At 31.6% G+C, this 22,008-nt stretch carries 15 protein-coding genes; 8 read left to right on the top strand and 7 right to left on the bottom strand.

Going from position 1 to position 22,008, the window contains the following annotated elements:
• Positions 1-350 precede the first annotated feature (350 nt).
• From GQR97_RS14325 to GQR97_RS14315, 3 genes are all read right to left on the bottom strand, one after another.
• Complete coding sequence (locus tag GQR97_RS14325) at positions 351-827, bottom strand: hypothetical protein (RefSeq protein ID WP_158849576.1); 477 nt, start codon at positions 825-827, stop codon at positions 351-353.
• A gap of 146 nt (positions 828-973) precedes the next feature.
• Positions 974-1,450 (bottom strand): Hsp20/alpha crystallin family protein, encoded by a 477-nt coding sequence (locus tag GQR97_RS14320; protein WP_158849574.1) that lies wholly within the window; start codon positions 1,448-1,450, stop codon positions 974-976.
• A gap of 228 nt (positions 1,451-1,678) precedes the next feature.
• A complete protein-coding gene (locus tag GQR97_RS14315; protein ID WP_233267548.1) occupies positions 1,679-2,800 on the bottom strand; it encodes a DUF3095 domain-containing protein in 1,122 nt (373 codons plus the stop codon).
• Between the two features lie 240 nt (positions 2,801-3,040).
• Here GQR97_RS14315 and GQR97_RS14310 point away from each other — a divergent pair, with 240 nt between their 5' ends.
• Positions 3,041-3,610 carry a hypothetical protein gene (locus tag GQR97_RS14310; protein WP_158849570.1) on the top strand — a complete coding sequence of 190 codons (570 nt, stop codon included), beginning with the start codon at positions 3,041-3,043 and terminating at the stop codon, positions 3,608-3,610.
• A 1-nt stretch (position 3,611) separates the two neighbouring features.
• Positions 3,612-4,193, top strand: coding sequence for a tRNA-(ms[2]io[6]A)-hydroxylase (locus tag GQR97_RS14305; protein WP_158849568.1), 582 nt, complete (start codon positions 3,612-3,614; stop codon positions 4,191-4,193).
• Between the two features lie 47 nt (positions 4,194-4,240).
• Here the strand turns inward: GQR97_RS14305 and GQR97_RS14300 are convergent, their stop codons facing one another.
• The 4 genes from GQR97_RS14300 to GQR97_RS14285 all read right to left on the bottom strand — a co-directional run bounded on the left by GQR97_RS14300 (position 4,241) and on the right by GQR97_RS14285 (position 8,474).
• Positions 4,241-4,768, bottom strand: a complete 528-nt coding sequence (locus GQR97_RS14300; RefSeq protein ID WP_158849566.1) for a porin family protein — start codon at positions 4,766-4,768, stop codon at positions 4,241-4,243.
• 86 nt (positions 4,769-4,854) lie between these two features.
• Entirely contained in the window at positions 4,855-5,760 is a 906-nt protein-coding gene (locus GQR97_RS14295; RefSeq protein ID WP_158849564.1) for a Ppx/GppA phosphatase family protein, read from the bottom strand.
• A 1-nt stretch (position 5,761) separates the two neighbouring features.
• Positions 5,762-7,828, bottom strand: a complete 2,067-nt coding sequence (ppk1, locus tag GQR97_RS14290; RefSeq protein WP_158849562.1) for a polyphosphate kinase 1 — start codon at positions 7,826-7,828, stop codon at positions 5,762-5,764.
• A gap of 160 nt (positions 7,829-7,988) precedes the next feature.
• Complete coding sequence (locus tag GQR97_RS14285) at positions 7,989-8,474, bottom strand: SixA phosphatase family protein (RefSeq protein WP_158849560.1); 486 nt, start codon at positions 8,472-8,474, stop codon at positions 7,989-7,991.
• Positions 8,475-8,925: 451 nt separating this feature from the next.
• On the opposite strand from GQR97_RS14285, the gene GQR97_RS14280 reads away from it, so the two are divergent.
• The 6 genes from GQR97_RS14280 to GQR97_RS14255 all read left to right on the top strand — a co-directional run bounded on the left by GQR97_RS14280 (position 8,926) and on the right by GQR97_RS14255 (position 21,883).
• Complete coding sequence (locus GQR97_RS14280; RefSeq protein ID WP_158849558.1) at positions 8,926-9,456, top strand: hypothetical protein; 531 nt, start codon at positions 8,926-8,928, stop codon at positions 9,454-9,456.
• 32 nt (positions 9,457-9,488) lie between these two features.
• On the top strand, positions 9,489-16,178 hold the full coding sequence (locus GQR97_RS14275) for an HYR domain-containing protein (RefSeq protein ID WP_158849556.1): 6,690 nt from the start codon (positions 9,489-9,491) through the stop codon (positions 16,176-16,178).
• An 11-nt stretch (positions 16,179-16,189) separates the two neighbouring features.
• Positions 16,190-17,116, top strand: a complete 927-nt coding sequence (locus GQR97_RS14270; protein WP_158849554.1) for a type IX secretion system membrane protein PorP/SprF — start codon at positions 16,190-16,192, stop codon at positions 17,114-17,116.
• A gap of 76 nt (positions 17,117-17,192) precedes the next feature.
• Entirely contained in the window at positions 17,193-19,118 is a 1,926-nt protein-coding gene (locus tag GQR97_RS14265; RefSeq protein ID WP_233267547.1) for an OmpA family protein, read from the top strand.
• Between the two features lie 72 nt (positions 19,119-19,190).
• On the top strand, positions 19,191-21,122 hold the full coding sequence (locus GQR97_RS14260; RefSeq protein ID WP_158849552.1) for an OmpA family protein: 1,932 nt from the start codon (positions 19,191-19,193) through the stop codon (positions 21,120-21,122).
• 227 nt (positions 21,123-21,349) lie between these two features.
• The gene (locus GQR97_RS14255) at positions 21,350-21,883 is read left to right on the top strand and encodes a DUF3124 domain-containing protein (protein ID WP_158849550.1); all 534 of its coding nucleotides are present in this window, start codon (positions 21,350-21,352) and stop codon (positions 21,881-21,883) included.
• Positions 21,884-22,008 lie beyond the last annotated feature (125 nt).

Genomic DNA, 22,008 nt, shown 5'->3' with positions numbered 1-22,008 from the left:
ATGTGAGCTAACTGAATTAGGTATTGAAATAGGAAAAGTTATAGGGTTTAAGAAATTTAAGTCAAATTTATCAGAATCTAGAAGAGAAAAAAAAATCTATATTTTCATACTTGTACAGAATATATAGATCAATTAAATAAGGAACGTTCTAATATTCATCAAGAGCTTCGAGGTTATCATAATGTATAGAATACATTAGGTTACAACACGAAATGCAGGATTAAACAATGAAGAGAACATTCCATTTAATCCGAGTATTGCCATGGAAAGGCATTATACAATTAACTGGATTACTTACTATGCCGAAGAATAGGATGAAATAACAACTAACACCTAAAGAATAGCTTTCGCTATTCCTTATCTTCTTCTGGTAAAACAAACTCAGACTGATACTTTTCTAAAAACTGTTTTTGTTTCGAAAGTAGGTCTTGAGTGATATTATCTATATCCATAAAATCTGTCCCGAAATCACTTCCGAAGAAATCATCATTAAAGAAATGATTACTAAAAAGGGAATCTTCAGAAAAAAGGTTTTCAAATCCTTGATGTTCAAATCTTGAGTAATTATTAAAAAACTTCGACTTAAAACTTTGCATTAAACTATCTCTATCCATAGCCGATAACGCGTCTATATTGTTGCTAGAAGACCAAGAATAAATACTATCGTATTTTATTAAATTACCATTTTCATCAAATTCCTTATCTACTTTCCATGAACCTTTAGGTTGTTCTGTACTTGTTATTTCAGCTTTTTTATTTTCATTTTTTTGGCCGCTGCAATTCACACTTAATAATGCAACTGCTAATATTAAAATACACTTTTTCATTAGTTTAAATTTTAAGTTAAACACTTGTTTTATGCATTAAACCATAATTTATTTTCACAATACAGGGTGTTAAATATAGTGAGGCTGAAAAAATCAGCCTCACTAAATAATCTAATATCCCTTTTGCCCTATAGTTTAACTAACCGCTAAGAAATCTCGATACTTCTAGCTGGTTTTTGTTTTGCTTCTTCCTTTTTAGGTAAAAGAATATTTAACACACCATCTTGATAATTGGCTGTAATCTTTTCATCATTTACCGTATCAGGTAAGGTAAAGGTTCTTTTAAAAGAAGTATAACCAAACTCTTTACGGGTGTAGTTTTCTTCTTTTTCTTCATGCTCTTCTTTTTTTTCTGTAGAAATAGATAGCACTTGATTGTTTAGATCTAATTTGAAGTCTGATTTTTTTAAACCTGGTGCAGCCATTTCGACTTCATAGGCATCGGCAGTTTCCTTAATATTTACTTTTGGCAACGAGACATCTGTATTAAAATTAGAAGTAAAAACGGAAGGGAAATCTCTGTTAAAAATATCATCCAACCAATTAGAGGTACTTGGGAAGCTTATATTTGAATTTGTTTTTGCTAAACTTCCGCCTTTAGGAACATTTACTAAATTGCTCATAATTACAAAATTTTAAATTAAACATGTTTTTCAAACTTGAAACCTTTATGATTTCATGCCGTATAAAACAAAAAAAATACCAAACACATTTTTTTAAATTTTAGTTAAATATTTCTGTCATTTTTTCAGAATAACTGTCATAAATTCATATAAAACATTGACATGATGACATTTGAATACCACCAAAATCGTGTATTCAATTTCAAACAAGAAGAAATTTAGTCGGTTTTATCGTCTTAACTCTAGCTTTTTAAGCTTTTCTTTAAACATAACAGCTGCACTGGTGTAACCACCTTCTGTACCATCTACAAAATGAATGTGTTTTTCCTCACGATCTTCTATATAACAAGACATTATAGAGGCATGAGTAATGTGTATACCGTAAATTATTTTATGTTCGGCTTCTAGTCTATTTAAGAAGTTTTTTAAGTTTTCAACCTGCGCTTCGGTTCCTGAAATTACAGTGTTTAGGAAACCATCTAGCATAATGGTATCGGTTAATTGAGCGATACGCTTTTTCTGAAGTTTTCCTGCTTTAAAAAATTTAAAATAAACCACACCAATTAAAGTAATAAACCAATTGCTTATTAAATAACTGAGGCGGTATTTGCCGATTCTAGCATACATCTCTTTTCTGATTTTTTCTAAAGATGGATCTAGTTTTAACTTATCGCTAGAAATGGGGTTTCGGTTAATTAAAGTTCCAAAAACTAAATCAATTTCGGTCATAATCTCACTGTATACTTCTGCTTGTATGTTTTCGTCATCACAATCCACAAGTAGACAAATTACTTTTTTATCAGTTTTATTAGGGTATATTTCGTCCCAACGACATTCCATCCCTTTTAAATTAAGCTTGGTTACTTTTTCGCTATAAATATCTGATGTTTTAAAACTTTCTTTAATAATTTGCTCGGCATATTTAAGACCATTTCCTAAAACCACCGGTGTGGTTAAATATTTATTATGCCTAAGTTTTGTGATTCTTAAAGTCACGTTATTTGCATACACTTTTTCTACTTCTAAATAACCAACTCTTAAATTTAGCTCTGTAGATTTTTTAATATGCTGGCTGTAATTATTTAAAGCCAACAGAATGGGTTTTAAAACTTTATTGGGAACAATAAACGTAGATCCATCGCCACCAAAAAAATAAGGGATTTTTATTTTACTATTCACAGATTTTAAAGTATTTAAAACGGTAATAATACTTCCTGTTGCACTTAAATTTACATCGTTGTGAAATCCTCTAGCTACAGCACCTGTAGAGTTTTCAATATCTGTCACCACGATAGACCAATTCTTTGGAACATTAAAAAACAAACTTTCATCTTTTAAAAGCTCAGCCAATGGCAAGCTGCTTTTAGAAATGTTTTTATAGAAATTTAAATTACTTTTCTTGTTCAAACTAATCGAGGGTATCTAATATATGGATTTAAAGGTAATACTTATCAATGAATAAAAACACCAGAATTTAAAACCTGTCTTTATTACAAGCTTTTCTATTAATCACTCTTTTATCCATTAGAGCATTAGCCTGAATTTTGGTATCTTTGAAAGTCTTTAGTCGTATTAATTTCAATAAAAAACATGAAGAAACTTATATTTTTAATACTTATTATTTCAATTGTTTTTGCGCACTTCGATGGACAAGACCGTAAGTATAGTAATAGCCGTGATGTTTTACAAAGCACAAATTTATTAGAATCTTTTTCTAAAAAAGTAAAGTTTACACCTGAAGAACCTGTTGTTATTGTAACCGATACCATTTTAAGTTCAGGATTTGAAGTAAAATTGAAATACAATTCTATTGAAAACAATTTTATTTCGAATATTATCGCAGCGGAAGACCAAAGCGCTCAAGAAACACTTTATAAAGATTTTGAAGCCGAATTAAAGGTTTTAATACATGGTGAATTAATTACTGAAGGTTTAATAAATAAAGGTCTGTTTAAAAACTATGCTAATACGGAATTTTGGAAGCATGCTATTATGCAACATGTTTGGATAGACCATGAACATTCTACAGAACAATACGTACAATTAAATACGTCTTTTCGAGTTCTAGAAACCGAAACTTACAAAGACTTTAGTATTTTAATTAATTCGTTAGGATCAATTGAAATTAAAGAAATAAATTTGCTCTCAAATACCATTTAATATGTTAGGCTTAAAATTACCAACCGACCCTCGCTGGGTAAATATTGTAGAAAAAAACATTAAAGAAATATTAACCGACCATGCCTTTTGCGAGCAAAAAGCAACGAGTACGGCAATTTCACTAATTGTTAGTTTTCCTGAATATACCGAGTTAGTGCAAGAAATGGTTGCTTTAGTTAAAGAAGAAATTAGCCATTTTAAAATGGTACACGATAAAATTATTGAACATGGCTGGGTTTTAGGTAGAGATCGTCGTGACGACTATGTTATCGAGCTTTTAAAGTTTTTCCCTAAAGGAGGAAGCAGAACAACACAATTAGTGCATAGATTACTTTATGCGGCTTTAATTGAAGCTAGAAGTTGTGAACGTTTCAGATTGCTTTCGGAAGAATTAGAAGATAAAGAACTTGCCGAGTTTTATAGAAATTTAATGGTAAGTGAAGCTAATCACTACACCATGTTTTTAGGCTTTGCGAGACAATACGGCGAAAAAAAAGAAGTTGATGCCAAATGGCAAGAACTTCTTGAATATGAGGCTAAAATTATGCTAAACTTAAGCAAGTCGGAAACTATACATGGTTAAATTACCAAGTTCGTTTTACAACTTAACCAAGCTTAATAATTTTATCTTTAAAACTTGTAACCAACTCCAAGTTGAATGTTTCTGTTTCTTGCAGTTATACCTAAAGGCTCATCGAATACATTAGAAAAACCATAAGTATATCTAACATCTGCAAAGAGCATTAAATTTATTTTATACTCAACAGCAGCAACTCCTGAATAGGCGAAATTTCGAATACCATCTTCAAATTTATTAATCTTTAATCCCACTTGTGGACCAATACCTGCATGAAATTTTTCGCTTATTCGAAATCTAACTAAAATTGGTACTTGTAGATAATCTAAATTAATTTTTTCTTCATTAGCACCTTCTGCAGAAAACTGAAATTCTGGCATTAATGATATTGTTTTATTCAAACCAATAGTTGCAAATGCACCGAAATACAGACTGTTTCTATGTTTGTTTTCTATAGCGTATGGATTATCGAAATCTAAGTTCGAAATATTGTAACCACCACGCACTCCATATTTTACATCTTGCGAAAAACCATAAAATGATAGGCTTATAAAAACTGTAAATAGGACTATTTTTTTCATAACTAATAGTTTGGGTTTATAATATCTATACGAATATATATTATAAAATTAAAAGCACGCGATTATTGAGGGTAAAGTGCAAAATTTTACTGTGTATTGCTCGAAACCGTATCGTAGTATATACTTTTTATGATACCATCGGCTAATCCTATTTTAGGAACGTAAATATTTTTTGCTCTACTCCACTTCATTGCAGACATGTATATTCTCATGGCTGGTATTATTACATCTGCTCTATCTTGATTTAAATCTAATTCGGTAATACGTTCTTCGTAAGAATAACTTTGAAGCGTGTTGTAATAAGATGTCATATAGAAGTAAGTTAGAGGTTTCCCCATCGCTTTACCAGATATTTTAAAAATTTTATTAATATTTCCACCAGAACCAATAACTTCAATTTTTTCAAAGTGTTTGGTGTTAATATCAATCCACATCTCCAGCTCTTTCCATGTTTCCTTACCAACCATATCATTTAAAAGCCTAACCGTACCTATTTTAAACGAACGAGAAATGATGTGCTTTCCGTGGTCAATAACTGTAAACTCCGTACTTCCGCCACCAACATCAACATATAAATATATTTTATTTGGATCTATAAATTTATTTAAATCTGTAGCCGCAATTATTGCAGCTTCCTCTTCTCCATCTATAACATCTATGCTTATGCCAGCGTGTTCTAACACAGCTTCTACTACTTTATTTCCGTTAGCAGATTCTCGCATTGCGGAAGTTGCACAAGCTTTATATTTAACCACCTTATGAGATTTCATAAGTAATTTAAAAGCTAACATAGTGTCTAAAATGCGAATAGTATTCTCTTTAGAAATTTTATTTTTAATAAAAACATCGGCTCCCAAACGAATAGGTACACGAACTAATGAGTTTTTTTTAAACTGAACAGGCTTACCCTTTTGTTCAATAATATTAGATATTAATAACCGGACTGCATTTGAACCAATATCTATGGCCGCATATTTTTTAATTGAAAGCATATTAGTTTTCTAATTTTTTAAGGTAATAATCGTAAACCGCAAATTGAGATCGAACTTTTTCTTTAGTGTTAACTTTATATTGGTTTTCTTGTGAGTTGTTTAATATTCTAGCTTTAACATTATCGTTCCAACTAATATTAAAAGTATCTACTATTTCATTCTGAACATCTTTATCATAAATAGGGCAGCTAACTTCTACTCTATTTTCAATATTTCTGCTCATCCAATCGGCAGATGAAATATATAGTTTTAGATCGCCATTATTTCCGAACATATAAATCCTAGAATGTTCTAAAAATTTATCTACAACACTAATTACTTCAATATTTTCGCTCATCCCTTTAATACCTGGAATTAAACAACAAATACCACGAACAATCATTTGTATTTTAACACCAGCACGACTAGCTTCATATAGTTTATCTACCATAGTGTAACTCGAAACGCTATTCATCTTTAAACGAATTAAGCCTTTTTTTCCGTTTTTAACATGTTCAATTTCCTTATTAATTAATTTGAAAATTGTTTTTTGAGTATAATGAGGAGAAACAATTAAATGTTTGTAGCTGTAAATTTTATAATTAGCTTGGAAAAAACTGAATATTTTATTGACATCTTTTAGTATAAGCTGATCGGCGGTGAACAACGTATAATCTGTATAAATCTTTGCTGTAGATTCGTTAAAATTACCCGTACTTATAAATCCATAACGTTTTAGTTTTTTACCTTCTTCACGCTCTACAACACACATTTTACTATGCACTTTTAGACCAGCAACCCCAAATATCATATTAATACCTTCGCTTTGCATTTGCTCGGCATAATCAATGTTTGCTTGCTCATCAAATCGGGCACGCAACTCAATGGAAACCGTAACCGTTTTTCCGTTAATGGCTGCATTTATAAGAGAACTTGCAACATGAGAAATTTCAGCTAAACGATAAATAGTTATTTTAATAGTTTTAACTTTTGGGTCTAAGGCCGCTTCACGCAAAAATTTAACCACATACGAAAATGTTTGATATGGCGTATGTAGCAAATAATCTTTTTTAGTTATGGCTTTAAAAATACTTTCCTGAAAACTAAGTCCTTTAATTGGTAATGGTTCAATTTTATCATAAAGTAAATCTTGTCTTCCTAAACTAGGGAAACCCATGTAATCTCGACGATTATGATAACGCCCACCAGGAATAATGCTATCTGTACCATCAATACCCATTTTAGACATTAAATACTCTAAAGTTTCCTTATGTATTGTTTTATCGTATACAAAACGAACCGGTTCACCAAGCTGCCTATGTTTTACACTATCAGATATTTTATCAATAAAACTTTTACTTAAATCGCTATCAAAATCTAATTCACCATCTCTGGTAATTTTAATCATATGAGCCGAAATAGTTTTATAATCAAAAATATTAAATATATCTCTTAAACAATAGCGCAATAAATCGTCTATTAATATAATGTAACTATTATTGCCTTGTTTAGGTAACTCAACAAAACGATCTATAGTTTTTGGTATTTCTATTAGCGCAAATTGTTTTTTATCATCACCCATTAACATGCGCACAGCTAAATAGGCCGCACTATCTTTTAAATTTGGAAGTACAACCAAATCGTTAAGAATAATGGTAACTAAAGCAGGACTTACTGTTTTAATAAAATAATTATTAATAAACTCATGCTGCGATGCATCTATTTGAGTTTCATTAATAATATAAATATCTTCTTTTATTAATTCAGATTTTATAATACTCAAAATATCTAAACTTTCGCTTTGCTGTTTAATTACAATTTGAGTAATTATTTCTAGTAACTCTTTAGCTTTTATGCCACCTAATTCGTTTTTCCCACCTTTTCCGGCTTCTACAATTCGCTTAACCGTAGCATAACGCACTTTAAAAAATTCATCTAAATTATTAGAGAAAATACCTAAAAAACGAAGGCGTTCTATTAATGGTACATTGGCAGATGAAGCTTCTTGCAATACTCTTGCATTAAATTGCAACCAGCTTATTTCTCTATTGATATAAGTATTATTATGGACGAGTTCGGATTTTGTCATTGTACTTTTAAGTTGAAAACATGTAAGAAACAAATATATTCTATTTCGATGTAAAAAAACAAAAATTTATAGTTATCAAATTTTTAATTCAAAATAACCTCAAAAACCCACTTTATCGATTAATTATATAAAATCAAGCACTCAACAACACTTAAGTTACTTATTTCAAGTCTTTTGGTGAAATTATCTCAATGGTATTACCTGGTTTTATATCATTCCAATCGCTGGTCTCAAAATCAATAACAACAACACCACAAGTAGGAATATTGTCAATAATTTTATTCCCATAACTATTTGCAAAATCTGTAACAGCATGGTTATGGCCAAAAACCATTAAGCAATCTATAGATTTTGAGCAAGACTTTATAGTTCGCGTGAGCATTTCACCTGAAAAATCATAAACTTCGTGGTTATACTGTACTATTTTGTTAGAAATATTTAAAGTAGAAATAAAAATTTCTGCTGTTGTTTTTGCCCTATTCGCATCACTTGAAATAAGTAAGTCTGGCATGATTTTAAAGGTAGAAAAGTATTTAGAAACAAGATGAGCGTCTTCCAACCCTCTATTATTTAATGGTCGTTCATGATCAATTACATTATGTTTCCAAGATGATTTGGCATGACGGACTAAAATTAATTTCTTCATTATTATCGACAAAGCGTTGTTTTTTATCGACAAAACAGTATTCTATTCAATAAAATTCAACTAATTTATATGGTAAAAATATTAAAAAAAATCAGCAATTATCTTTTTAATGTATTAAACTTTTGCAAACAGTTGATATCATTAAATATGTGTTAAAAACTATTTATAGATGAATAAATAACCTTACAACGATTTTTTTAGTGATTTACCATTTATATTTGATTAACAAGCCTTCAATGCTTTCTTTTGATCAACAAATAGCATAGGAAAATTATGATCCCAAATCTAATTTTAGAGACAAAATTAACATTATTTCACATTGTTTTATCATTTTGTTTTTTCTTCAAAAAAGGTTTTGATATTTTATTTATAGGATGCAAATAGTACATGTTTAAAACTAATTTGTAATTAAGCGTGTAAAGAAATTAAGTTATAGTAAAAATGAATGGCTATGAAAAACAATTTATCTAATATATTAAAAAGCTTTATACTTTTCTGCGGTATATCACTTTTGTCCATCTATGAATGTAATGCTCAAGAAAATGGGATTTATGAATTAAATAATTCTAATCAGTTTTATAGAGTATCTGCAGCAAAGTCTAAAGGAACAAATACTAGAGCGGAATTTTATAATTTATCTCAAAAACTACATCCAACGGTTTATTTAGGAGAAAACAGATTAAAAAACAAATATGGTGATGGCAATATTGTAAAAGTAAATATTGACGATATTTCTTCTTTAAATTTAGTGACACAAGATAGATTGAATTATAATAATGTTGAATTAATTACAATAACCTTAAAAAGCTTGAGTGATTTATATGACCCTATTAGCTTACCAAGCGAAAATGGATTAACAGAATTAAAATATTTATATATTAAATGCCTTTTTGAATGCAGCAATGAGCAAATTAAAGGTTTTGTAAAAAATATATCAAATAGTAAAATTCGTGTTTTTTACACATCAGAAAAACCATCATAAAATAATATTTCGATATTTAATAAAATTAAGAAATGAAAAAATTCTACACTAAACAATTTTCAGAATTTAATACATCATTTGGTTTGATGTGTTTTGCTGTTTTGCTTTTCTCATCAGTTTTTAAAGGGAATAGTCAAGTAGTGGTCGACTTCACTCCTAGAGAGTCTTCATATAACATTAAAGGTGATTTCTCTATGATAGGGAACTCCAACCTAACGTTAGTAAATTATGATGACACCTCTAATAACGGTGAAGACATGCGATATGTCGATATTGATGGAGATGACAAAACATTCAATTCTTCTTCTGCAGTTTTAGATTTTTCAACCGAAAATGGAGCTGACCCAGAATGTTCTAGCATTGTTTTTGCTGGTTTATATTGGACAGGAAGAGCTAGAGTTGATGGTGTTGATGATAACTTCGATGGAGATGGTAATCCAAATACTTTTACAGTTACAAAAGATGGTGAAACTAAAAATTTTGATAAAACTAAAGTATTAATAAAAGGACCAAGCTCTAACTATGAAGAAGTAGTCGCTACCGACATTCAATTCCCTGATGGAAACTATAATAATATGTATGCGGCTTATGCTGATGTTACCGAAATTGTTAGTAATAATGGTGGTGCCGGAGAGTATACTATTGCAGACATTGCTACTGTAGAAGGTAATGGCTACCCTGTTGGTTATTATGGTGGTTGGGGATTAGTTGTTGTTTACTCAAACTCTAAAATGAAATGGCGTGATATTACCGTTTTTGATGGTTATGCGTATGTTGCATCGCAAGGTGGAGAGGAATTTATTGATGTAAATGGTTTTAAGGCTGTACAAAAAGGGGACGTTAATGTAAAATTAGGCGTTATGGCCGGTGAAGGTGATGTCACTATTGGTGGAGACAAATTTTCTATAATTGTGCCAGATGGCAATGATGATAAAAATAATTTAGCAACCTTAAACGATAACACATATCAAGATTTAAGTCACACAGGCAACTCTGCAACTAATTTCTTTAATTCTTCAATATATACCCATAATGGAGTTCCTGGAAAGCGAACGCCAGAGTTAGCAAATAATTCGGGAGTAGATATTGCTTTACTAAATATTGAAAACTCAAGTAAATCGCTAATTGCTAATAACCAAGATTACACTAGGTTTAGATATAATTCTACTCAGGATACATATATTATTTTTAATGTTACCTTTTCTGTAGATGCCTATATTCCTGAACCACAAGGTCTGTTAAGTGTTGCATCATTAAATGGGACTAACCCTAGTGACACCAACACAGAGTTAGAACCATCTGAAAGTGCAGATTATGTTATTGAAATTAAAAATGCAGGATCTGAAGCTACGGATAACACAAAATTAACAATACCGCTTCCTGATTCTGTAGACCCGAACAACTTAAAAGTAACAACTGATGTTGATAGTTCTGTTTCTAATACAACAGATTATGTATATGATAGTACAATTGGAACAAACGGAGCTATAGTTTGGAATATTGGAACCTTACCTGTTCCGAGTGATCCAGATTTTGTTTTAGCAACCATTAGTTTCTCGCTAACGGTAACAACAGACTGTACTTTCTTTTCAGATAATTTAGATAAAATTGTTTCTGTTAATGGTAAAATTAGTGGAGTAGGCGCTATATCTGACGCCCCTTTTAATCTTACTTTAATTCAAGGTTACGAAATGGATGGCAACTGTATTGGAGAAACAATAGCTGCACCAATTATAATACCTATTAATTATCAAGATTATAAAAACTCTCCTCCTACAGGAAAGGCTCCTGAAGATGTTAGTATTATATGTGGTGAAGAACTTCCTGTAGTTGATATCTTAACCGTAACAGATTTAAAAGATAACTCTGGAATAACACCGGTGGTAGCATTTGTTGACGATAAATCTGATAATGGGTCACCTGAAATAATTACAAGAACATATAGTATAACTGATGATTGTGAAAATATTACATATGTAACGCAAAAAATCACAAAAATGCCATCTCCAGCACCAACCGCCATTTGTCAAGATATCGAGGTGTTTTTAGATGCTAGTGGAAATGTAACAATTACGGGAGAACAAATTGACAACGGATCATCTGCTTGTAGTGGTGACGTAACATTATCTGCTGCACCTTCAACCTTTAATTGTTCTAATATAGGAGCCAATACAGTAACTCTAACTGTAACAGATCAATACGGAGCAACTGCTACGTGTGAATCTACAGTAACCGTAACCGATAATATAGCCCCAACAGCTATTTGCCAAAGTGCTACAATTTACTTGGATGCCGATGGAGAAGCTACATTAGAAGCTAGCTCTGTAGATAATGGTTCAAACGATATATGCGGAATTAAATCTCTAGAACTAGATAAAACAACATTTACTTGTACCGATTTAGGAACTAACACAGTAATACTTACTGTAACAGATAATAATGATAATACAGCAACTTGTACTGCTCAAGTTACAGTAGCTGACAATTTATTACCTACCGCTTTATGTAAAACAACAACTATCGAGTTAGATGATGATGGTAATGCTACTTTAAATCTATCGGATATTGATGGTGGTTCTAGTGATAACTGTAGTACAGTTACTCTTTCTGCTTCTCAAACAATTTTTGATTGTTCTAACCTTGGAGATAACTCAATAACACTAACAGTTACAGATGGCAGTAATAACGAATCTACTTGTACCACTATAGTTACAATAGAAGACAATATCGCTCCAGAAGCTAATTGTATTGCATCTATAGATATTAGTATTGACAGTGCTGGAAATGCATCAATAACTCCTGAAGATATTAATAATGGTTCTACTGATAATTGTAGCATAGCTAGTGTTACTTTAGATAAAACTGATTTTAATTGTAGTGATGTTGGTTCAAATACAGTAACACTTTCTGTTACTGATACTGCTGGAAACATTGATACTTGTACTACTACAGTAAATGTTATAGATGATGTAGCTCCCGAAATTATTTGTCAAAATATAACTATTCAATTAGATGAATTTGGTACAGCCTCAATTGTTCCCGGAGATGTAGACAATGGTTCTGGAGATTGTAGCGGACTTAGTTCTTTATCAATATCAAAATCTGATTTTGACTGTTCTAATATTGGACCAAATGAAGTTATACTAACTGTTAGCGATAACAGTGGAAATTCTGAACAATGTACAGCAACTGTTACTGTCCAAGATAACGTTAAGCCAACAGTTATATGTCAATCTTACACAGCACAATTAGATGCTACAGGAAATGTAACAATTACTGCTAATGACATAGATAATGGTTCTAATGATGCTTGCGGAATACAAACGTTATCCATAAATAAAACAGCATTTACCTGTGATAATATTGGTGCAAATACTGTAGAATTAACAGTTACAGATAATAATGGTAATACCGATACTTGTTCTACCACGGTAAATGTAGAAGATAATATTGCTCCTAATGTTGTTTGCCTAGACATCATTGTTCAACTAAATAGTTTTGGAAATGCAACTATTACAGCAGAGGATGTTAATAATGGATCTAGCGATGCTTGTTCCTCTGTTACACTTAGTATTTCTAATACAAGTTTTGACTGTTCAAACTTAGGAGATAATACAGTAACATTAACCGCGGTTGATACCTATGGAAATGAATCATCCTGTGATGCTACTGTAACTGTAGAAGATAACATTGCTCCTACTATTGCCTGCAAAAACATTACAGTTTATTTAGATGAATCTGGTTCTGTAACTATTTTACCTATTGATATCGATAATGGCTCTTCAGATTGTAGTGGCGACGTTTCTCTTTCTGCTTCTCAAACCATATTCGATTGTACAAATATTGGTGCAAATACAGTTACTTTAACTGTTACAGACGCTTATGGAAATGAAGGAACCTGTGATGCTACTGTTACTGTTGAAGATAATGTAGCTCCTACTATTACTTGTCCTGCGGATATTATAGTAGCTGCCGATCCGGGACAATGTACTGCAACTAATGTTGATTTAGGACTTACAACTACCAATGATAATTGTGGAATAGAATCTGTTTTAAATGACGCCTTAGAGCCGTTTGCTTTAGGTGAAACAATTGTAATATGGACCGTAACTGATACTTCAGGAAACGAAACAACTTGTTCGCAAAAAGTAACTATTACAGATACCCAAAAACCTATAATCACCTGCCCAAGTCCTATTAATTTAGAGCTTGATGCAGAAAGTTGTGAATATACTAATGTTAACATTACAGAACCAACAGCAACCGATAACTGTGCAACTGCATTCACTTATACCGCAACCCGTTCTGATGGCTTAGCAATTACAGCTTCTTATCCTATTGGTGTAACAACTATAACATGGATAGCTAACGATGGCACGAATAATAGTGATCCATGTGAACAAATAGTAACAATTACAGATGGTAATGCACCTGAAATAACTTGTCCTGCCGATGTCAATGTTTTTGTTGATGCCGATTCTTGTGAAGCAACAAACGTAGATCTTGGATCAATTAATGCCATAGATTGTACTTCTTTCACCATAGTAAATGACGCTCCTCTTTCTTTTCCTCTTGGAGTAACTGTAGTAACTTGGACTGTGACAGACGAAGCTAATAATATTTCAAACTGTACACAGAACGTAACTGTAGAAGATAACATTTTTCCTACAATTACTTGTCCTTCGGATATTGAAGTAACCGCCGATTTAGGTCAATGTACTGCAACTAACGTCGATTTAGGACTGCCTACTACCGATGATAATTGTGAAATAACATCTGTTTTAAATAACGCCTTAGAACCATTTGCTTTAGGTGAAACAATTGTAACATGGACAGTAACTGATACTTCTGGAAATGAAACAACTTGCTTACAGACAATAACCGTTACAGATGGTAATATACCTCAAGTGGTTTGTCCTGCAGATATTTCAATATTTGTAGATGAAGATTCTTGTAACGCAACAAATGTTGAACTAGGAACTTTAGATATTGAAGATTGTACAAGTGTTATAGTAGAAAACGATGCGCCTGAATCTTTTCCTATTGGAGATACAGAAGTAACTTGGAAGGTAACAGACTCTGAAGGCAATATAAGTAGCTGTACACAAACAGTAACCGTAGTAGATAATATTAATCCAACTTTCGTTGAAGATTTACCAATGGAAACTTTAACGATAGAATGTAATGCTGTTCCTACCCCTGAAACATTAACTGGCGCAGATAATTGCGATACAGCAATTATTACATTTAATGAAGAACGTACAAATGGATCATGTACAAATAATTATATATTAGAAAGGACCTGGACAGTAACAGATGCTGCTAATTTAACAACTAGTTTTACACAAACTATTACAGTACAAGACACTACTCCTCCAGAATTTAGTAGCGATTTACCAAGTCCTAATTTAGTAGTTGAATGTAATGACGTTCCTGCTGCTCAAATAATAGAGGCGGAAGATTCTTGTGGCTCTGCGACAGTTACATCTCAGGATATCATCACACTTGGTGATTGCCCATCTAATTATACTATTACAAGAGTTTGGACAGCAGAAGATAGCTGTGAAAACAAAGCATCTTATACACAAATTATTACAGTGCAAGACACGACATTACCTGTATTTGATGACACCTTGCCAGTTGCAACTCTAAATGTAGAATGCGATGCGATTCCTGATGCTGAAATTTTAACAGCTACCGATAATTGCGGAACTGCAACAGTAGAAGTTAACGACGTAAGAACGGATGGCGACTGCCCTTCAAATTACACTATTACTAGAACTTGGACTGCAACAGATGAATGTGACCTTAAAGTAGAACATACTCAAATAATTTCAATAACAGATACAACTGCACCAACGCCGTCTACAACTTTTGAAACTGTATTAGACGTTAGTTGTACAGATATTCCAGATGCTCCAACTGTTGAGTTTACTGATAATTGTTCAGCTGATATTACTATAGAATACAGCGAAACAAATTCATTTGATAAAACAATTTTAGCAGATTATCAAATAGTAAGATTTTGGAAAGTTAGTGATGCTTGTGATAATACGGAAACTTACACACAAACTTTAAACGTTGCTTTAGACGAGATTTATACAGATATAGTAGCACCAGATTGGTGTTATAAAGAAGGTGTTGTGGATTTAAATGAATTTATTGATGAAACTTTAGATACAGATGGCACTTGGGAAATGCTAGAAGGCGATTTAAAAGCAACCTTATCTAATAACCTATTTGATCCAACAGGACTTGAACTTAGTGCTGATTTTTTACCAAACGATGGAGGTATTGATTATGTATTCAGATATTCAACTACAAATGACGGCTGTATAAGCATTACCGAAATCACCATGAATATTCATGCCGATTGTGATGTATTACCATGTGGAGAAAATGATATAAGTATTTCTACAGCAATCACCCCAAATGGTGATGGTATAAACGATACATTTGATATTTCAGGAATTGATTTATGCGGCTTTGTTGCCAACGTAAAATTATTTAACCGTTGGGGAGCACTAGTTTACGAATCTTCAAATTATACTTTAGGTAGCATGTCTACCTCTGGTAGTCAGGGAGATTGGGATGGGTATTCTCCTAAATCTGCCATTGGAAACAACGGTAAATTACCTAATGGAACATATTATTATATTATTCAATTAAAAGATAGTGGATTGCAACCTTTAACTGGCCCTGTATATTTAGGAACCAAATAAAAAATTAACCTATGAAATTTTTAAAACAAAACATAATTGCTCTTGCATTGTTTACTTGTACGGTTGGATTTGCGCAACAATTACCTCAATTTACGCAGTACATGTACAATACAATCTCAATTAACCCGGCATATGCTGGTAGCCGAGAAGCATTAAGCATTGTTGGATTGCACAGAAGCCAATGGGTTGGTTTTAAAGGCGGCCCAATTACACAAACATTATCGATACATACACCGTTAAGAAACGATCGTATTGGTGTGGGCTTATCTTTTATTGAAGATGATTTAGGGCCTCAGAACTTCTCATATTTGTATGCAGATTTCTCCTACTCTATTCCAACAGGAAAAAACGGGAAGCTAGCATTCGGTTTAAAAGGAGGTTTTACACAATTTAGTTTTGATACTGATTTCAGATTGGAAACCTCTAATCTAACGGATCCATTAATTTTTGGATCTGAAGATAGATGGACACCAAATATTGGTGCAGGTGTTTACTGGAGTACAGATCGTATATATGCTGGTTTATCTGCACCAAGAATATTGAACAACGATATTAATAATAAAAACGATTTCGAAGCCCTTGAAAGAGTCAGTTATTACTTTACAGTTGGTGGAGTATTAGATATCAGTCAAGATTTTAAATTTAAACCAGCTGCTTTAATAAAAGCAACAAACGGTGCTCCTGTTTCATATGACTTAACTGCTAATTTTCTTTATAAAGAAAAAGTATGGCTTGGTGGATCATATAGAATAAACGAACAAACAGCCGCTATTGGTGGTATTGTTGATTTTCAAATATCGAGACAATTGCGTTTAGGGTATGCTTACGAAAAACCAATTTCAGAAATTGCCGATTATACTACCGGAACTCATGAGGTGTTATTAATTTATGAATTCAAATTCTTGAGTTCAAAATTAAAATCTCCTAGATACTTCTAGAAATCATATTATTGCAGCATTATCAAATAACTAATTTAAATAGGCTTAACTAACAAAAAGAAATAAAACCTTATATATGAAACTAAAAAATTACATATTGGTTTGTATCGCCTTAATATTAAGTATTAATGCTTTTGCTCAACAAGGAAAACAAAAAAGAGCGGATACCCTTTTTAATAAATTTTCGTTCGTAAAAGCTGCTAATGTTTATCGCGAACTTATTCAAAAAGATTATAATAGAGATTATGCAACTAGGCAATTAGCAGATTGTTATGCCTTATTACGCGATCCTAGAAATGCATCTAGATATTATAAAAGTGTGGTAAAACAAGATAATGTGCCTGTTGAGTATTACTATAAATACGCACAATCTTTAAGAGGAATGAAAAAATATGACGAATCTAGAAAATGGTTACAAACCTTTAAAGATTCTGGTGGTGTTGTTAATTCTAACGATTTCTCAAAAGACTTAAATTTTATTACAAGTGTCTTTAATTCAAAACAACAATATTTCCTAGATAAAGTAAGGTTTAACTCTAAGTATAGTGATTTTGGTGCTTTTGAACAAGATGGACAAGTATACTTTGCCTCTTCAAGAGATGAAGGTGTAGCTGTTAAAAGATTATATGGTTGGAATGAACAGCCCTTTCTAGATATCTACGTTGCTAAAGCAGGCACAAGAAGAAATGTAAACCACACAGCAAAGCTTAAAGGCGATGTAAATTCTATTTATCATGATGGGCCAGCCGTTATAACCAAAAATGGCCAAACCATGTATTTTTCTAGAAACAACTATAAAGACCAAGTTGAAGTAAAAGATGCTAAGGGTTTAACCAATATGAAAATATTTAGGGCCACATTACGCGACAGTGTTTGGACAGATGTTGAAGATTTATCCATTAATAGTGACGATTTTTCAACACAGCATCCCGCTTTAAATAAAGACGACAACAAGTTATATTTTGCATCCGATAGACCAGGAGGTCATGGTGGATCGGATATTTATGTGGTAGATATTAATACCGATGGTACTTTAGCTGAACCGGTTAATGTTGGTTCTATAATCAATACAGAAGAAGCCGATGGTTTTCCGTACATAAATAATGAAGGCACCTTATTCTTCTCCTCTGCTGGACACGTAGGCCTTGGCTTACTAGATATTTTTGCAACTATTAAAGGTGAAGATGAAAAAGCTGATGAAGTTGTAGATGTAATAAATTTAGGAGTTCCAATAAATTCAAATAAAGATGATTTTTCATTTAGTATGAATCCTAATGGTATCACAGGTTATTTTGCTTCAAATCGAACAGGAGGACGTGGTGACGATGATATTTATGCGTATCATAGAAAACCTGTGTTGCAAGTAGAAGGTGTTGTAACCGATGCTATTAACTCCAAGCCAATTCCTAATTCGGTAATTCAACTTCTGAACTCTAAAGGAGAAAAGATAGCATACATGACAACTGATGAAAATGGTTTCTATCAAATCAATATCGATAGAAATCAAGATTATAAAATTATCGCAAGTCAAAAAAAATATATTGATGACTATAGAACATTTACGTCAAAACATATACAAACTGAGTTAACATCAATTACAGCCAATTTACTTTTAAATCCAGTACCAAATGTAATTAAGCTTGCGGAATTAAATACTATTTATTTCGACTTCGACAAGCATTATATTCGTCCTGATGCCGCTTTAGAATTGGATAAAATTGTAGATCTAATGTTAAACGTGTATCCGGAAATGGTAATACGAATTGAGTCGCATACAGATTCTCGAGGACTTCTATCTTACAACGATAAACTATCTATTGATAGGGCCAATTCCACCTACGAATATCTAGTTTCTAATGGTGTAAAAGCAGAAAGAATTACAGAGCACCAAGGGTTTGGAGAACGCAGATTAACCAATGGTTGTGAAGATGGACAAAAATGTGAAGAAAAAGATCATCAGTTAAACAGGCGTACACAATTTATAGTAATAAAAATGGAATAATATATACATATAATAATGTGTGTTTTACCTAACATAAAACCTACTTATATTTTTTTAATTAAATAAAGACCCATGAAATTAAAAAATTGCTACTTAACAAGTATTCTCTTGCTTGTTTCCATTACTGTGTTCGCACAGTATGGCATGCAAAAAAAAGCAGATAAATTATTCAACTCATTTGCCTTTGCTGATGCAAAAGAGGTATATACTAAGCTAATCCATAAAGATTTTAACGCCGATTACGCTACCAGACAATTAGCCGATAGTTATGCTTTTATGCGAAACCCAGATAGTGCAGTTGTATATTATCAAAAAGCCGTAGAACAAGAAAATATTCCAATTGAATATTACTATAATTATGCACAAGCATTACGTGGTGTAAAAGATTATAAAGGTTATCGCAATTTGATGAAGCGATATAAAAATGAAGGTGGAATTATTAATGAGGCCCAGTTAACCAATGATAAAGATTTCTTAAAATCTGTACTAAACGCCAAACAACAATATTTTTTAACAGATGTAAAATTTAATTCAAAATTTAGTGATTTTGGCGCTATAGAACACGATGGTAATATTTATTTTACTTCAGCTAGAGATGAAGGAGTATTAACAAAACATAGATATGGTTGGAATGAAGAACCGTTTTTAGATATTTATGTAACTGAAAAAAATGCGAATGACAGTTTAATTGATTACAAATCAAAATTAAAAGGTAACATTAACTCTGTTTTTCATGATGGACCAATTACTATAACGAAAGATGGAAAAACTATTTATTTCTCTAGAAACGATTTTAATAAAAATGTTTTAGGAAAAAATGATGAAGGCATTACTAATTTAAAAATCTATCGCGCAACATTAATCGATGGTAAATGGAAAAACATAGAAGATCTTTCTATTAATAGTAGCTCCTACTCTACTGGACATCCTGCTTTAAATAGTGATGAATCAAAATTATATTTCGCTTCGGATATGCCTGGAGGCTTTGGAGGATCGGATATTTATTATGTTTCAATAAATAATGATAGTAGTTTAGGAGAGCCAATAAACGCGGGTAAAATTGTAAATACTAATAAAAATGAAAAATTTCCTTTTTTAAATAAAGAGGATGTCCTTTTCTTTTCATCCGATGGGCACCAAGGCTTAGGATTACTAGATATTTTTGCAACAGTTTCCGATAAGGATAAAAACATTAATAACGTTATAAACTTAGGTGTTCCTGTAAATTCTAGTAAAGATGATTTCTCTTTCTTTTTAAATGAAAATGGACTTTCTGGCTATTTTGCTTCAAATCGTGATGGTGGCGTTGGTAGTGATGATATTTATGCTTTTGATAAAACGCCTCAATTAAAAATAGAAGGAGCTGTTAAAGATGGTGAAACTAATTTACCCCTACAAAATGCGAAAATCAATTTATTAGACACCGTTGGCAACATTATAGCATTTGTTGAAACTGATAGCGATGGTCATTTTGATATAAACATTGATAGAGATACCGATTATATATTGCAGGTTATAAAAGATGGTTATACAGAACAATCACGTAATACAACATCTACAAATACAGATAAGAAAACATCTAAAATAATTGAAGATTTTATTTTAAATAAAATTGAAGATGATAAGATAGAACCTTCCCCAATTATTAAATTAGCCCCTATTTATTTCGATTTCGATAAGGCTACAATTAGAAATCAAGATACTTCTGAATTAAACGAAATTATCGATTTAATGAATAATAAACATCCTAAAATGGCTATTAGAATTGAATCTTTCACCGACTCTAGAGGTCCTGCCAAATATAACAAAGGTCTTTCTATTAAACGTTCTAAATCTACTTACGACTATTTAATTAAAAATGGAGTAGATAAAAATAGAATTATTTCATATGATGGTTATGGAGAAGAAAGACTTGTCAATAATTGTGATGGTAGCATTAAATGTACTGAAGCGCAGCATCAGCTTAACAGACGTACAGAGTTTATTGTTTCTCAAATGGAATAGAGTAACTTTATATTATTAAAAAATAAAAAACCACCAAAGTGTATATCAATTTGGTGGTTTTTCTTTTTAGAATACTAAAATAATCTACATAAAAAATTAAATTCATTTAATCATAAATGCATTACTTGTTATCTTTGTTATATAAAACAACTAAGAATAGTTCGCTTTATATTTCCTTTATGGGAAAAAAGGTTTATTTTAATAACTTATCCTAAAAGCACAAATTTATGTCAATAAAATCTCAACTTAATTCATCCAAATACATACTCTTCCTTTTTTCAATCTCTCTGTTTTTAAGCTGTAATAATGAAACCCAAATAAGCTCAATAAGCACAGAAAACTGGACAAAACGTAAAGCAAACATAAGTTTGAAGGATTCTTTGGAATATGGAAAATCTTACCTATCTATTTATTCTCAAATTTATAGTATGTCGGAGCACAAAACACACAATTTAACTTCTATGGTTAGCTTGAGAAACACTAGTGATGCTGATACTATTTATCTAATGAATGCCAAATATTTCGACACTCATGGAAAGCTAGTTCGAACTTATTTTGATCATCCTATTTTTTTAGCACCAATGGAAACCTGTGAAATTATTATTGATGAAATTGATAATTCTGGAGGAACAGGTTCAAATTTTATTTTCGAATGGAAAATTCCAAAGAACTCTCCCGAACCACTTTTTGAAGGTATTATGAATTCTACAGTAGGTCAACAAGGATTATCTTTTACAACACAAGCAAAGCGAATTAAATAATTTTTAGTTTTAGTCATTCTACCCATCACTAAAATAATTTCGAAAAAATCTGTTTTAACACAAACAGATAAATAACAACTTCAAACGCTTTAATTAACTCAATATAAATAAATATTTTGCGTTAT

Origin of the sequence: Algibacter sp. L1A34, assembly GCF_009796805.1 — a bacterium.
In the GTDB taxonomy this organism is placed as follows: Bacteria; Bacteroidota; Bacteroidia; order Flavobacteriales; family Flavobacteriaceae; genus Algibacter.
Note: the sequence above shows the minus strand (reverse complement) of the source record. Positions and strands in the feature narration are given on the sequence as shown.

Coding starts and splice junctions, on each gene's coding strand:
- GQR97_RS14325 (WP_158849576.1), bottom strand. CDS start 827: ATGAAAAAGTGTATTTTAATATTAGCAGTTGCATTATTAAGTGTGAAT.
- GQR97_RS14320 (WP_158849574.1), bottom strand. CDS start 1,450: ATGAGCAATTTAGTAAATGTTCCTAAAGGCGGAAGTTTAGCAAAAACA.
- GQR97_RS14310 (WP_158849570.1), top strand. CDS start 3,041: ATGAAGAAACTTATATTTTTAATACTTATTATTTCAATTGTTTTTGCG.
- GQR97_RS14305 (WP_158849568.1), top strand. CDS start 3,612: ATGTTAGGCTTAAAATTACCAACCGACCCTCGCTGGGTAAATATTGTA.
- GQR97_RS14300 (WP_158849566.1), bottom strand. CDS start 4,768: ATGAAAAAAATAGTCCTATTTACAGTTTTTATAAGCCTATCATTTTAT.
- GQR97_RS14295 (WP_158849564.1), bottom strand. CDS start 5,760: ATGCTTTCAATTAAAAAATATGCGGCCATAGATATTGGTTCAAATGCA.
- ppk1 (WP_158849562.1), bottom strand. CDS start 7,828: ATGACAAAATCCGAACTCGTCCATAATAATACTTATATCAATAGAGAA.
- GQR97_RS14285 (WP_158849560.1), bottom strand. CDS start 8,474: ATGAAGAAATTAATTTTAGTCCGTCATGCCAAATCATCTTGGAAACAT.
- GQR97_RS14280 (WP_158849558.1), top strand. CDS start 8,926: ATGAAAAACAATTTATCTAATATATTAAAAAGCTTTATACTTTTCTGC.
- GQR97_RS14275 (WP_158849556.1), top strand. CDS start 9,489: ATGAAAAAATTCTACACTAAACAATTTTCAGAATTTAATACATCATTT.
- GQR97_RS14270 (WP_158849554.1), top strand. CDS start 16,190: ATGAAATTTTTAAAACAAAACATAATTGCTCTTGCATTGTTTACTTGT.
- GQR97_RS14265 (WP_233267547.1), top strand. CDS start 17,193: ATGAAACTAAAAAATTACATATTGGTTTGTATCGCCTTAATATTAAGT.
- GQR97_RS14260 (WP_158849552.1), top strand. CDS start 19,191: ATGAAATTAAAAAATTGCTACTTAACAAGTATTCTCTTGCTTGTTTCC.
- GQR97_RS14255 (WP_158849550.1), top strand. CDS start 21,350: ATGTCAATAAAATCTCAACTTAATTCATCCAAATACATACTCTTCCTT.